Source organism: Cupriavidus sp. WGlv3 (genome assembly GCF_023952475.1).
Lineage (GTDB): Bacteria > Pseudomonadota > Gammaproteobacteria > Burkholderiales > Burkholderiaceae > Cupriavidus > Cupriavidus phytorum.
In genome coordinates this window covers 45,063-59,236 of record NZ_JALHRX010000007.1, presented here as the reverse complement: position 1 = coordinate 59,236, position 14,174 = coordinate 45,063, and the positions used below count along the sequence as shown (strand labels likewise).

At 67.4% G+C, this 14,174-nt stretch carries 11 protein-coding genes; 5 read left to right on the top strand and 6 right to left on the bottom strand.

Annotated features, from left to right (window positions below):
- Nucleotides 1–506: 506 nt before the first annotated feature.
- Entirely contained in the window at nucleotides 507–2,363 is a 1,857-nt protein-coding gene (locus MKD38_RS14005) for a phosphoenolpyruvate carboxykinase (GTP) (RefSeq protein WP_252677660.1), read from the top strand.
- A gap of 57 nt (nucleotides 2,364–2,420) precedes the next feature.
- Here MKD38_RS14005 and MKD38_RS14000 read toward each other — a convergent pair whose 3' ends face one another.
- Together MKD38_RS14000 and MKD38_RS13995 are read right to left on the bottom strand one after the other, a co-directional pair.
- The gene (locus tag MKD38_RS14000) at nucleotides 2,421–3,107 is read right to left on the bottom strand and encodes a response regulator (protein WP_252677657.1); all 687 of its coding nucleotides are present in this window, start codon (nucleotides 3,105–3,107) and stop codon (nucleotides 2,421–2,423) included.
- Entirely contained in the window at nucleotides 3,104–4,510 is a 1,407-nt protein-coding gene (locus MKD38_RS13995; protein ID WP_252677655.1) for a cache domain-containing protein, read from the bottom strand. The genes MKD38_RS14000 and MKD38_RS13995 overlap by 4 nt, the downstream gene beginning before the upstream one ends.
- 406 nt (nucleotides 4,511–4,916) lie before the next feature.
- On the opposite strand from MKD38_RS13995, the gene MKD38_RS13990 reads away from it, so the two are divergent.
- The 3 genes from MKD38_RS13990 (at nucleotide 4,917) to MKD38_RS13980 (ending at nucleotide 7,892) form a co-directional block, all read left to right on the top strand.
- Nucleotides 4,917–6,989, top strand: a complete 2,073-nt coding sequence (locus MKD38_RS13990; protein WP_252677653.1) for a carbon starvation CstA family protein — start codon at nucleotides 4,917–4,919, stop codon at nucleotides 6,987–6,989.
- A 24-nt stretch (nucleotides 6,990–7,013) separates the two neighbouring features.
- The gene (locus MKD38_RS13985) at nucleotides 7,014–7,208 is read left to right on the top strand and encodes a YbdD/YjiX family protein (RefSeq protein ID WP_012354346.1); all 195 of its coding nucleotides are present in this window, start codon (nucleotides 7,014–7,016) and stop codon (nucleotides 7,206–7,208) included.
- A gap of 225 nt (nucleotides 7,209–7,433) precedes the next feature.
- Entirely contained in the window at nucleotides 7,434–7,892 is a 459-nt protein-coding gene (locus tag MKD38_RS13980) for a hypothetical protein (RefSeq protein ID WP_252677651.1), read from the top strand.
- 257 nt (nucleotides 7,893–8,149) lie between these two features.
- Here MKD38_RS13980 and MKD38_RS13975 read toward each other — a convergent pair whose 3' ends face one another.
- Nucleotides 8,150–8,440: a hypothetical protein gene (locus MKD38_RS13975; RefSeq protein WP_252677650.1), complete on the bottom strand. Its 291-nt coding sequence runs from the start codon at nucleotides 8,438–8,440 to the stop codon at nucleotides 8,150–8,152.
- A gap of 201 nt (nucleotides 8,441–8,641) precedes the next feature.
- Here MKD38_RS13975 and MKD38_RS13970 point away from each other — a divergent pair, with 201 nt between their 5' ends.
- A complete protein-coding gene (locus MKD38_RS13970; RefSeq protein ID WP_252677649.1) occupies nucleotides 8,642–9,583 on the top strand; it encodes a LysR family transcriptional regulator in 942 nt (313 codons plus the stop codon).
- 74 nt (nucleotides 9,584–9,657) lie between these two features.
- Here the strand turns inward: MKD38_RS13970 and MKD38_RS13965 are convergent, their stop codons facing one another.
- From MKD38_RS13965 to dprA, 3 genes are all read right to left on the bottom strand, one after another.
- On the bottom strand, nucleotides 9,658–12,336 hold the full coding sequence (locus tag MKD38_RS13965) for a DNA topoisomerase III (RefSeq protein WP_252677648.1): 2,679 nt from the start codon (nucleotides 12,334–12,336) through the stop codon (nucleotides 9,658–9,660).
- Nucleotides 12,337–12,494: 158 nt separating this feature from the next.
- Complete coding sequence (locus tag MKD38_RS13960) at nucleotides 12,495–12,899, bottom strand: thioredoxin family protein (RefSeq protein ID WP_252677647.1); 405 nt, start codon at nucleotides 12,897–12,899, stop codon at nucleotides 12,495–12,497.
- Nucleotides 12,900–12,979: 80 nt separating this feature from the next.
- On the bottom strand, nucleotides 12,980–14,170 hold the full coding sequence (gene dprA / locus MKD38_RS13955) for a DNA-processing protein DprA (RefSeq protein WP_252677646.1): 1,191 nt from the start codon (nucleotides 14,168–14,170) through the stop codon (nucleotides 12,980–12,982).
- Between the last annotated feature and the right edge of the window lie 4 nt (nucleotides 14,171–14,174).

Here is a 14,174-nt window from a genome sequence, read left to right as displayed (position 1 = left end):
GGGACGTTGTGCCAGTTGGTGCGCGCGCCCACCGAGGCGCGCGCAGGCCAACAGTATTGTTGTGAAACGTTTGCGAACCCGCATCGGCGTGCCGCAACCCCGTCGTCGCGCGGTGCAAATACCACGCCCGCCGGCGCCGGCAATTGTTGCGCAGCAAAAAACAGGGGGGTGCGCCAGTGGTATCCTTGCCCGCTCCGGTGCCGCCGCGGATTGTCGGTCGAGCGTTGCTCCCGTCACGCGGCTGCCCCCGGACAAAGCCCGGCCGGCATCTGCAGGCCACCCCGCGCGGGCGAAGCGCCACTGTAGCGCAGCCGCGGCGACCGCCGCGACCTTTTGCGCAAACCGGGCCGCCGCGGAGTTGTAACGGGATGTGACGCTCCCGAGGCGACGCATGCGGTGGCCGGCAGCAGTGGCGGATACGGCGCCCGGCGCGCATGACCACCCGCCGGCCAGGCTTGGTACGGATTCCTTCCCTTCCTTCCCTTTACAAACCTGGAGTTTGCAGTATGAACCACCCCACGATGCAAGGTACGGCAGCCGTCAATGCGCCGGCCTGGGTCAAGCACCCCAAGCTGATCGCCTGGGTCGCGGAAATCGCCGCGCTGACCAAGCCCGACAATATCTACTGGTGTGACGGCTCGCAGGAAGAATATGACCGCCTGTGCGAGCAGATGGTCGCCGCCGGCACCATGAAGCGGCTGAACCCGGCCAAGCGCAAGAACTCCTTCCTGGCCCTGTCGGACCCGTCGGACGTGGCCCGTGTCGAAGACCGTACCTTCATCTGCTCCGAGCAGCAGGAAGATGCCGGTCCGACCAACAACTGGACGCCGCCGGCCGAGATGCGCCAGACCCTGGCCGGCCTGTTCGACGGCTGCATGCGCGGCCGCACCCTGTACGTGGTGCCGTTCTCGATGGGGCCGCTGGGTTCGCCGATCGCCCATATCGGCGTGGAACTGTCGGATTCGCCGTACGTGGCGGTCAACATGCGCATCATGACCCGCATGGGCAAGGCCGTGTACGAGGTGCTGGGCAGCGACGGCGCCTTCGTGCCGTGCGTGCACACCGTGGGCAAGCCGCTGGCCGCCGGCGAGCAAGACGTGGCGTGGCCGTGCAATCCCACCAAGTACATCGTGCATTTCCCGGAAACGCGCGAGATCTGGTCGTTCGGCTCGGGCTACGGCGGCAATGCGCTGCTGGGCAAGAAGTGCTTCGCGCTGCGGATCGCCTCGACCATGGGCCGCGACGAAGGCTGGCTCGCCGAGCACATGCTGATCCTCGGCGTGACCTCGCCCGAGGGCAAGAAATACCATGTCGCCGCGGCCTTCCCGTCGGCCTGCGGCAAGACCAACTTCGCCATGCTGATCCCGCCCAAGGGTTTCGAGGGCTGGAAGGTCACCACCATCGGCGACGACATCGCCTGGATCAAGCCGGGCAAGGACGGCCGCCTGTACGCGATCAACCCCGAAGCCGGCTACTTCGGCGTGGCGCCGGGCACCAGCGAGAAGACCAACTACAACGCGATGGCGACGCTCAAGGAAAACGTCATCTTCACCAACGTGGCGCTGACCGACGACGGCGACGTGTGGTGGGAAGGCATGACCAAGGAAGCGCCCGCGCACCTGATCGACTGGCAGGGCAAGGACTGGACCCCGGAGATCGCCAGGGCCACCGGCGCCAAGGCCGCGCATCCGAACGCACGCTTCACCGCGCCCGCGTCGCAATGCCCGTCGATCGACGACAACTGGGACAACCCGGCCGGCGTCCCCATCGATGCGTTCATCTTCGGTGGCCGCCGCTCGACCACGGTGCCGCTGGTGACCGAGGCGCGCAACTGGACCGAAGGCGTCTACATGGCCGCCACCATGGGCTCGGAAACCACCGCCGCGGCGGCCGGCCAGCAAGGCGTGGTGCGCCGCGACCCGTTCGCCATGCTGCCGTTCTGCGGCTACAACATGAGCGACTACTTCGGCCACTGGCTCGCATTGGGCAACAAGCTCGAGGCCGCGGGGGCGAAGCTGCCGAAGATCTACTGCGTCAACTGGTTCCGCAAGGACGCCGACGGCAACTTCGTGTGGCCGGGCTTTGGCGAGAACATGCGCGTGCTGTCGTGGATGATCGACCGCGTGGAAGGCAAGGGGCAGGGCGCCGAGCACGTGTTCGGCACCTCGCCGCGGTACCAGGACCTGAACTGGAACGGCGTCGAGTTCTCGCCGGCGCAGTTCGAGCAGGTCACCTCGATCGACCGCGATGCCTGGCAGAAGGAGCTGGCGCTGCATGACCAGCTGTTCACGCAGCTGCAGCACCACCTGCCGCAGGCGCTGGCGCAGACGCGCGCGGCGCTCGGCAAGCGACTGGACGGCTAAGCAGCCCAAAGTCCTGAGCCAGTCAAACGCCCGCCTTTGACCAAGGCGGGCGTTTTTCTATGCGCCCTCGCTGTCCCCCAGCGTCTCCACCGCATACTTCACCAGCCCGGCCCGCCCCTCGATCCCCAGCTTGCGCTTCAGGTTGAGCCGATGGGTCTCGACGGTGCGCACCGACACCCCCAGCTGCGCCGCGATCTCCTTGTTAGCCAGGCCGCGGCCGATGCCGCGCAGGATATCGCGCTCGCGCGGCGTGAGCGCATCGAGCGGGCCCGCCGCCGGGCTTTGCTCGGCGATGCCGCGCGCGATGCGGGCACTGTAGAACACGCGCCCGGCCAGCACCGAGCGGATCGCCGCGATCAGCTCGTCGGCCGGGGCGTCCTTGAGCACATAGCCGCGCGCGCCCGCACGCACGGCCTGGCGCACGTATTCCAGGTTGTCGTGCATCGACACGATCAGCACCGCCAGCTCGGGATAGCGGTCATGCAGCGCCGCCGCCAGCGCAATGCCGCCCATGCCGCGCATGCCGATATCGGTGATCACCAGGTCCGGCATCTCGCCCGCGCCGGCGCGGTCCAGCCACGCCAGCGCGGCTTCGCCGTCGTCGGCTTCGCCCACCACGCGCAGCCCGGGCTGCAGCGCCAGGTGCATGCGCATGCCGTCGCGCACCAGCGCGTGGTCGTCGATCAGCAGCACGCGCGCGGGCGCTTCGTTGTCTTCGCGATCTTCGGCAAGAAACTGGATCATGACTGCGAGGGTCCTGCGGTAATGGCATCGCGCGCGGCGCTCGCCGGGCTGGCCAGCGGCAGCGAGGCGATGATCTGGGTGCCGCCCAGGCCGGAAAGGATGTCGAACTGCCCGCACAGCGCGGCGATGCGCTCGCGCAGGTTGCGCAGGCCAATGCCGCGCTGCGGGTCGGCCTGCATGCGCGCGACGTCGAAGCCGTGGCCGTCGTCGCGCACGGCCAGCCGCGTGGCATCCGCGTCGAAGGCGAGCGACACGGCAACGCGCCGGGCGCCGGCGTGGCGCTCGACGTTGGTCAGCGCTTCCTGGGCGATGCGGAACAGCGCCGTGGCCTGCTCGTCGGGCAGTTCGCGCGGGGTGCCGCTTTGCGTCACCACGATCTCGAGGCCGCTGCCGCCCTGCATCTCGCGCGCCAGGTGCTGGAGCGCGGCGAACAGCCCCAGGTCATCGAGCAGCGCCGGGCGCAGGTTGCGCGCCACGCGTCGCACTTCATTGAAGACGGTGTCGAGCCGGTTCAGCGCCATGCCCAGCACCGGCGCCACCGCCGCGCCTTCGGACGGGGCCAGGCGCAGCCGGTTGGCGGCGGTTTCCAGCACCAGCTTGACCGAGACCAGCAGCTGGCTGATGCCGTCGTGCAGCTCGCGCGACAGCCGCGCGCGCTCTTCTTCCTGCGACTGCACCACGCGCTGCGCCAGCTGGCGCAGCTTGGCGTCGGCCTCGCGGTGTTCGCTCACGTTCAGCGCCAGGCCGCTCGCTGCCACCAGCAGGATGCTGATGCCGGCGATCACGCCGATCCACGCCATGGTTTCGCGGATATCGGTCTCGGCGCGCGCGTCGAGTTGGCGCAGCGTGCTTTCGACGTCATCCAGGTAGATGCCGGTGCCGAGCATCCAGCCCCATTCGGGCACCGCCACCACGTAGCCGAGCTTGGGCGCCAGCTGCTGCGACGAGGGCTTGCGCCACTGGTAGCGCACCGCGCCGCCGCCGTCCCTGGCCGCGGCGATCAGCTGCTGGATGGTAGGCGCGCCCTGCGGGTCGCGCAGTGTCCATAAGTCCTGGCCGACCAGCTCGGGCTGGCGCGGATGCATCAGGTTGCGGCCCTGCAGGTCGTACAGGAAGAAGTAGCCGTCGGGACCGTAGTCGAGCCGCGCCAGCGCTTCCATCGCTGCCTGGCGCGTGGCGGCGTCGTTGCGGCCGGAGCGCACCAGCGGCGCGATCGCGCTCTGCGCCAGTTCCACGTAGTGGCGCAGCTCGGTCTCCTTGCTCTGCAGGTACGCGGCCTCGACCAGCGCGCGCTCGTGCTGCGCCAGCTGGGTGGCCTGGTAGCGCACCGCCAGCGCGATGCCGAGCATCGCCACCGCGAGCGGCGCCACGGCGAGCAACAGGATTTTCTGGCGGAGTTTCATACAAGACCGGGGGAACGGGGGTAAACACCGATGCCGCGCAGGCGGCATGCCACCGTCGACTTGCGTAGTAGTACGCAGAAGTGCTGCGTAGTTACGCGCTTGTGCCGGGTTTGGCGGCTGTCAATACTACACGCCGGACGCGCAAGCCGCCCCAACATGCGGCGCGGGTCCACGCAGTTGGTGCACCGCCTACCCGGCTGGTGCACCGCCTGCCTGCAAGACGAGATCCGGAAACGACACGAACCGGGCGCGCAGCAATTCATTCCAGCAGTCCAGGAGACCCCTCACCGCCGGATTGCCCTCGCTGCCCGCCCCAGGCGCGCCCGCCGCCGACCCGCCCGTTGCCAGTTGCCAGTCCTTCGCCGCCGCAGGCTTTCCAAATCCCGGTCTGAGGAGACCCTTCACTATGAATCGCATCGGAGAACACCTGGTGTGGCTGGCCGTCGCCATCCTTGGCGCGTTTGCCTTCGGCACCGTCGCGCTGGCGCGCGGCGAAGCCGTCAGCGCGCTGTGGATCGTGGTTGCCGCGCTCTGCATCTACCTGATCGCCTATCGGTACTACAGCCGCTTTATCGCCGACAAGGTGATGCAGCTCGATCCCAAGCGCATGACGCCCGCGTGGCGCCATAACGATGGCCTGGACTACGTGCCGACCAACAAGGCGGTGCTGTTCGGCCACCACTTCGCCGCGATTGCCGGCGCCGGCCCGCTGGTGGGCCCGGTGCTGGCCGCGCAGATGGGCTATATGCCCGGCATGCTGTGGCTGCTGGCCGGCGTGGTGTTCGCCGGCGCGGTGCAGGACTTCATGATCCTGTTCATCTCCACGCGCCGCGACGGCCGCTCGCTGGGCGACCTGGTCAAGTCCGAGATGGGCACGGTGCCGGGCATGATCGCGCTGTTCGGCTGCTTCATGATCATGATCATCATCCTGGCAGTGCTGGCGCTGATCGTGGTGAAGGCGCTGGCGGACTCGCCGTGGGGCACCTTCACCGTGGCGGTGACCATCCCCATTGCCATCTTCATGGGTATCTACACCCGCTACATCCGCCCGGGCCGCATCGGCGAGGTCTCGGTGATCGGCTTCGTGCTGCTGATGCTGGCCATCATCGGCGGGCAGTACGTGCATGAAAGCGCCGTGCTGGCGCCGCTGTTCACCTACGACGGCAAGGCGCTGACCTGGATGCTGATCATCTACGGCTTTGTCGCCGCCGTGCTGCCGGTGTGGCTGCTGCTGGCCCCGCGCGACTACCTGTCGACCTTCCTGAAGATCGGCACCATCATCGCGCTGGCCGTCGGCATCCTGATCGTCGCGCCGGAGCTGAAGATGCCGGCCTTCACGCAGTTTGCCGAGGGCGGCGGACCGGTGTGGTCGGGCAACCTGTTCCCGTTCCTGTTCATCACCATCGCCTGCGGCGCGGTGTCGGGCTTCCATGCGCTGATCTCGTCGGGCACCACGCCCAAGCTGCTGGAGAACGAATCCCACGCGCGCTTCATCGGCTACGGCGCGATGCTGGCCGAGTCCTTCGTCGCCATCATGGCGCTGGTGGCCGCCGCGGTGATCGAGCCCGGCGTGTACTTCGCCATGAACAGCCCGGCCGCGGTGATCGGCACCACGCCCGAGGCGGTGGCGCAGGCGGTGTCGACCTGGGGCTTCGTGATCACGCCCGACGTGCTGGTGCAGACCGCCAAGGACGTCGGCGAGAACACCATCATCTCGCGCGCCGGCGGCGCCCCGACGCTGGCGGTGGGCATCGCCCACATCCTGCACCAGGTGGTCGGCGGCCAGGCCATGATGGCGTTCTGGTACCACTTCGCCATCCTGTTCGAGGCGCTCTTCATCCTGACCGCCGTCGACGCGGGCACCCGCGCCGGCCGCTTCATGCTGCAGGACCTGCTGGGCAGCTTCGTGCCGTCGATGAAGCGCACCGACTCGCTGCCGGCCAACCTGATCGCGACCGCGCTGACGGTCGCGGCGTGGGGCTACTTCCTGTACCAGGGCGTGGTCGATCCGCTCGGCGGCATCAATACGCTGTGGCCGCTGTTCGGCATCTCCAACCAGATGCTGGCCGCGGTGGCGCTGGTGCTGGGCACCTGCGTGCTGGTCAAGATGAAGCGCGGCCAGTACGCCTGGGTCACGCTGGTACCGACGGTCTGGCTGCTGATCTGCACGCTGACCGCCGGCTGGCAGAAGCTGTTCCATGCCGACCCGAAGGTCAGCTTCCTGACCCACGCCGCCAAGTTCAGCGCCGCCATCGCCGAAGGCAAGGTGCTGGCGCCGGCCAAGTCGATGGAGCAGATGCACCGCATCGTCTTCAACGACTACCTGGACGCCGGCCTGTGCGCGCTGTTCATGGTGGTGGTGCTGTCGATCGTGTGCTACGGCTTCAAGACCGCGCTGCAGGCCCGCGCCGTGAACCGCCCGACCGACAAGGAAACGCCGTTCGAGCCGCTGCCGGGCGCCGCTTCGGCGCAGTCCTGATCCTGACCTCGACAAGGAGCCGCCATGCTGGAACAACTTGGCACCATGGGCCGGTACCTCGGGCAGTCGCTGCGGCTGATGGTCGGGCTGCCTGACTACCAGACCTATGTGGCGCATATGGAAAGCACGCATCCTGACCGTGCGCCGATGAGCTACGAGGAGTTTTTCCGCGAGCGCCAGGAAGCGCGCTACGGCGGCGGTCAGGGAAAGTGCTGCTAAGAACATATTGATCATCGCCGCCGAACCTGGCTCGGCGGCAGACAATGCAGACAGGCGATCACATGGTCGCCTGTCTTTTTATCAAGTGTTGTATTTTCACCGCGCCCTGGTAATGGCCCGATACCGTTTCTGCAGTGGGTTACAGGGCTTTACAGGTGGTTACAGCAAGGCTGCGGCACCTTATCTACACTTGCGACACATCATGGCAATTCGAGGAAAAAACATATGACTCGCCATCCCGTTCGCAACCTAGCCGTTGCCCTTGCCCTGGCGGCCTGCGCGCTGCCGGCCGTCGCGGGCGACATGAACAATGCCCTTGGCGGCGCGCTCGGCGGTGTCGCCGGTGCCGCAGTCGGCGGCGCGCTCGGTGGCAGCACCGGCGCGGTGATCGGCGGGGCGGTGGGCGGCGGCGCCGGTGGCGCGGTCACGTCCAACCGCCGCGAGCGCACCGGCGCCATCATCGGCGGCGCGCTGGGCGGTGGTGCCGGCACCGCGGCCGGCAACGCCATGGGCGGGCGCACCGGCGGCCTGATCGGCGCCGGCCTGGGCGGCGGTGCCGGCGCGGCGCTGGGGGGCAATATCTCGCGCAACAACTCGTACGACGACGATCGCCGCTACTACAACAAGAGCCATTACAAGCGCAAGAAGCACAAGCACCATCATCGCCACCACTACGACGATTAAGTCGCAGCGGGGTCAGCAAAACGGGCCATCATGGCCCGTTTTTCTTTGGTGCCACCACCGCCGGGTATCCACCAGCCCTTGTTGCGTTGCGGCGTCTGGCATAATCGACCAGAGTTCGGCCCGGATCTGCCGGCCTCGGAAACAAAGAAGCCCGCACCGGTCCCGGTGCGGGCTTCTTCTCCAATAAAGCGGGAGAGACGCGGGGCGCTCTCCTAAAGACCTGTGGAGACCAGGTTCAAGCGGTGGACCGCGCCGGCTCAGAGCGGCGCGCGATCGGTGGTGGTGTCGTACTTCGCGCCTTCCGAGAAGGTGTCGAACTTGCCGGTGCGGGCGCCGTCGGTAAAGGCGTCGAACTTGCCGGCCTTGGCACCATCCGTGTACGGGTCGAACTTGCCGGCCCGGGCGCCGTCCGCATAGACGTCGAAGCTGGCTACCTTGGCGCCGTCGGTGTAGACGTCGAACTTGCCGTTCTTGGCAAAGGCGGGCGCGGCGGAGAGGGCGGCAGCGACGGTGGCGACAGCGATGAGGGCGTAACGGTTGGATTTCATGACTCAGGCCTTTCCTATAGCGTGGATGCCTGATCCGGCACCTTCAGGAGAAGGGCATGTTGCATTGCGGCATCCGATGGCTAGATATTAGGCATTTCCCTCATATCAATAAATATCAGGATCCACAATGATTAGTTTTGATTCGGACAATAAAACAAGCTGATTGCGTAAGAATTCAGCGAAGAATCGGGAGACTATGTCATGGATCGCCTGCAGTCGATGCGTGTGTTTTCCAAAGTGGTGGAGCTCGGCAGCTTCGCGCGTGCAGCGCAGCAGCTGGAAATGTCCAACGCGGTGGTCACGCGCTACGTGGCCGACCTGGAAAGCCACCTCGGCACGCGCCTGCTCAACCGGACCACCCGCAGCCTGTCGCTGACCGATGCCGGCGAGACCTACCTGCAGCGCTGCCAGCAGATCCTGGAAGACGTGGAAGAAGCCGAAAGCGTGGTCACGGCGCGCAGCCAGTCGCTGTCCGGCACGCTGCGCCTGGTGACGCCAGTGATGTTCGGCCTGCACCTGCTGCCCGAGTTGCTGTCGCGCTTCCAGCAGCTTTATCCGGAGGTGGTGTTCGACGTGATCCTGTCCGACCGCAATGTCGATATCGTCGAGGAAGGCCGCGACGTGGCGGTGATGCTGTCGGACCTGGGGCTGGGCTCGCACCTGGTGGCGCGGCCGCTGCTGTCGGCCGAGGTGATCCTGTGCGCCTCGCCCGGCTATGTTGCCGCGCATGCGCCGATCCGCCATGCCCATGAGCTCAGCCACCATCGCTGCATCGCCATGCGCCTGCCCAGTGCCGAGCACGAATGGACGCTGCTCGGGCCCGAAGGCGAGGTGACCGTGCCGATCCGCCCGGGGCTACTGTGCAGCAATGCCGAACTGGCGCACCAGGCCGCGCTGGCCGACATGGGCGTGGCCATGCTCTCGTCCTACCTGGCGCGGCCCAATATCGAATCGGGCCGGCTGGTGCACGTGCTGCCGCAGTACCAGTTGCCGCGGCGCGATGTCAGCGTGGTCTATCCCAGCCGCAAGTTCCTGCCCACCAAGGTGCGCGCCTTTATCGACTTCCTGCTGGAAGAAGGGCATGTGCGGGGCAAGGAAGAGCAGCCCGCCGTCAGCCTTGATGCCCACGCCTTGCGTAGCTGAACCAGCGCACGGTTTGCGTCCCGCGGAAAGCAAAACGCCCGGCATTGCCGGGCGTTTTTGCATGGGCATCGCGCTTACTCGCCGGCCGCTGCCGCGCGCGTCTTCTTGGCCGCGGCGGTCTTGGCGGGCGCCTTCTTTGCCGCGGCCTTCTTCGCCGGGGCCTTGGCGGCGGCGGTCTTGGCCGCAGTCTTGGCGGTTGTCTTGGGCGCCGGCGCCGCCTCGGCTTCCGCCGTGCCGCGCGCTGCCGCCTTGGCCGGGGCCTTGGCGGCCGTCTTGGCGCCGGCCTTGGGCTCGCGCACCTCGAACTCGAAGCCGATCTTGCCGTCCGGCTGCTTGACCAGGAAGGCCTTGAAGTTGCGGCCGGTGCGCGACGACTTGAAGCCCGTCAGCAGGTCGGTCTTGCCTTCGTTGAGCAGCTTGCCGATCTGCTCGCGGCTGATTTCCTGCTGCAGGATGATCTTACCGGTGGTGAAGTCGCAGCTCTTGGGGCTGGTGGTGCTGTTCTCGCAGACGTACTTCATGCCGTGCTCGAACACCGAGCCGCCGCACTTCGGGCAGGTTCCCACCGGCTGCTGGCCGCTGAAGTCGACCGGCTCGCCGTCGTTGTCGTCGTCATTCTGGCCGAAGTCGAACTCCATCTTGTAATGGCCTTCGTCGTCCTTGCCCAGCTTGAGGATGGCGGCGAACGGGCGGCCCATCTTGCTGCGGAAACCCTGCAGCGGACCGATCTCCTTCTTCAGCAGCAGTTCCTCGACTTCGTCGATCTCGAACTGGCGTCCACCCGGGATCTTGCTGATCGAGAACTCGCATGCGGTGCAGGCAAAGCGGCGGTAGTTCTCCTTGACCTGGCCACCGCACTGCGGGCACGGCGTGTCCAGCGTGGCGTAGTCACCCGGGATGGTGTCGCTGTCGTATTCCTTGGCGCGCTTGACGATCTGCTGCGTCATCTGCGCGATCTCGCGCATGAACTCGTCGCGCTTGAGGCGGCCGCGCTCGATCTGCGACAGCTTGTGCTCCCACTCGCCGGTCAGTTCCGCCTGGGTCAGTTCCTGCACGCCCAGGCCGCGCAGCAGCGTCATCAGCTGGAACGCCTTGGCGGTGGGGATCAGCTCGCGGCCTTCGCGCACCAGGTATTTCTCGGTCAGCAGCCCTTCGATGATCGCCGCGCGCGTGGCCGGCGTGCCCAGGCCCTTGCCGGCCATGGCTTCGCGCAGTGCGTCGTCGTCCACCAGCTTGCCGGCGCCTTCCATCGCCGACAGCAGCGTGGCTTCGTTGTAGCGCGCGGGCGGCTTGGTGGTCAGGCCGACGCCCTCGACCTTGTCGGTCTTGACCTTTTCATCCTTGGCCACCGGCACCAGGTTGGCGGCATCTTTGTCGCCTTGCGCTTCGCGGCCGTAGATCACCAGCCAGCCCGGGTTGACCAGCACCTTGCCTTCGGTCTTGAAGTGGTGGCCGGCGACTTCGGTAATGCGCGTGGTGACCTGGAACTCGGCCGCCGGGAAGAACACCGCCAGGAAGCGGCGCACCACCAGGTCGTACAGCTTCTGCTCCGGTTCGGACAGGTTTTTAGGCGCCTGCAGCGTCGGGATGATGGCGAAGTGGTCGCTGATCTTGCTGTTGTCGAAGATCCGCTTGTTCGGCTTGACCCAGCCCTGCGCCAGGATCTTCTTGGCGTGCGGCAGGTAGTTGGGCGAGCTGTCGGCAAGCATGTCCATGGTCTGCTTGACCGTGTCCAGGTAGTCTTCGGGCAGCGCGCGCGCGTCGGTACGCGGGTAGGTCAGGACCTTGTGCTTTTCATACAGGGCCTGCGCCAGGCCGAGCGTGTTCTTGGCCGAGAAGCCGAAGCGCGAGTTGGCCTCGCGCTGCAGCGTGGTCAGGTCGAACAGCGCCGGCGACTGTTGCGTCGACGGCTTGGATTCCTCGGTGACGGTGCCCGGCTTGTCGCGGCAGGCGGCAACGATGCTCTTGGCCTCGGCCTCGCTCCACAGCCGCGAATCGCGCGCCTCGGGGTCGAACTCGTTCTTCTTGAACTTGGGATCGAACCAGCGGCCTTCGTACAGGCCGGCGGCGGCGATGAACTCGGCGCGCACCTCCCAGTAGTCGCGCGGCACGAAGTGCTTGATCTTCTCTTCGCGCTCCACCACGATCGACAGCGTCGGCGTCTGCACGCGGCCCACGGTGGTCAGGAAAAAGCCTCCGCCCTTGCTGTTGAACGCGGTCATGGCGCGGGTGCCGTTGATGCCGACCAGCCAGTCGGCCTCGGAGCGGCAGCGCGCGGCATCGGCCAGCGGCAGCATGTCTTCGTCTTCGCGCAGGGCGGCAAAGCCGTCGCGGATCGCCTGTTGCGTCATCGATTGCAGCCACAGCCGGCGCACCGGCTGCTTGGCCTTGGCCTGCTGCGCGATCAGGCGAAAGATCAGTTCCCCTTCGCGCCCCGCGTCGCAGGCGTTGATCAGCGCGGTCACGTCCTTGCGCTTGATCAGCCGGTTCAGCACCTTCAGGCGCGACTCGGTCTTGGCGATCGGGCGCAGGTCGAAGTGCGGCGGAATCACCGGCAGGTTGGCGAAGCTCCACTTGCCGCGCTTGACCTCGTATTCGTCCGGCGCGGCGATCTCCACCAGGTGGCCGACGGCGGAGGACAGCACGTAGTCATCGTTCTCGAAATACTCGTCGTGCTTGGTAAACCCCCCGAGGGCACGGGCGATATCCGCCGCGACCGACGGCTTTTCCGCGATGATGAGGGCTTTTGACATGGGAAGGGTCCTTGCGGGCTGCATCCGGCAACCCGCTAATTGCACTGCAAACGTAGTAATCAGAACGCCGGGGGGCTATGAGGCGCCAATAATAAGCGCGGTTTCGACGGCGGTGCAAGCCAGCCTGATGGCGGCTCGCCTGCCATCGCACGCGCGGCCTAGGCGCCTCCGCGCTCCCCACCAAGCAACCATTCCAGCACCTCCGGCACGTCTTCCGCGGGCGCCGGCATGGCCGCGCCACGCGTGAGCATGCGCTCCAGCACCTCGATATGCGGCAGCAGGGTGCCATAGAATTGCGGCGTGCCACCAGCGGCCGGCTGCACCAGCACGGTCGGGAAATTCTCGATATCGATATCGCCCAGCGCATCCGCATGGGTCTCGATATCGATCCAGACAAAGCAATCGTCCGGATGGCGCGCGGCCAGGGCCGTCAGCGCCACCAGGTAGTCCCGGCACGTGCCGCACCATTGCGCGCACAGGCAGGCCACCAGGCGGCCTTGCGGCCGCGCCGCCAGGCAGTCGGCGATGGCGCCGGCATCACGTTCAGGAAAGTAAACGGTCATGGCTTCGGAAACATGAGGTGCCCGCGACACACGGACAGCCGGCGATTGTATCGGTATTGCGCACCTCCCCGGCGCGGCCTTCACACAAGGCGTCGGAACAGGTTTCCCGGTAGACGCTCGGCATGCCCGGCCAGTTCCAGCTCCAGCAGGCGCGCCGCGGCCGCGTCCGGGGGCTGGCCGATGCGCTCGCACAGCGCATCCAGCGTAACCGGATCGTAGCCGAGGGCGGCCAGCAGGGGGTCGGCGGCATCGGCAAATTCAGACTGGTCCGAAGCCGGAGCCGACGCGGCAGGCTCGCAACGGGCCGGTGCGGCCGGTCCCAGGTTGATTTCCTCCAGCACGTCCTCGGTGCGCTCCACCAGCTTGGCGCCCTGGCGGAGCAGCAGGTGGCAACCCTGCGACAGTGGCGCGTGGATCGATCCCGGCACCGCGAACACCTCGCGCCCGAGCTCCGCGGCCAGCCGCGCGGTGATCAGCGAGCCCGATCGCGCCGCGGCTTCCACCACCAGCACCCCGTGTGCCAGCGCCGCGATAATGCGGTTGCGGCGCGGGAAATTGGCCGGCAGGCCCTGCATGCCGAGCGGAAACTCGGTAACCACGGCGCCGCGCTGGGCGACCTCATGGGCCAGGGCCAGGTTGTCGGCGGGATAGACCCGGTCGGCGCCCGTCCCCGTGATTGCGATGGTGCCGCCGCAACCAAGCAGGCCGCCGGCATGGGCGGCGGCGTCGATCCCCAGCGCCAGGCCGGAGATCACCGTCAGGCCCGCGTCGGACAGCTCGCGCCCGAACGCCTGCGCATCGCGCTTGCCCTGCTCGGTGGCATTGCGCGCGCCGACGATGGCGACCGCGGGACGGGCCAGCAGCGCGGGATCGCCTTTGATATATAGCAGCGGCGGCGGATCGTGCAGGTCGAACAGGCGGCGCGGGTAGGCGTCATCGGCCAGCGTCAGCAGGTGGTTGCCGGGCGTGCCGAGCCACGCCAGCGTGCGTTCGACCAGCGCCGGCAGTCCGGCCCCCGGCCTGGCCAAAACCGCGCGGGCGAGCTTGACCGGGACCACGGTGGACAGCGCCGTCACGCTCTGCGCCAACACTTGCCGCGGCAGCCCGAACGCCGCCAGCAGCAGGCGCACCGCGACCGGGCCGACGCCGGGGGCACAGGCCAGTTGCAGCCAGGCCTGCAGGTCGTCGGCATCGCGGATGGAAGCCGGCGCGCCGGCGCCGGCATGGCAAGGGGATGCGGCGCCGACAGGCGCCGCCGGTGATGTCACCAAGAGC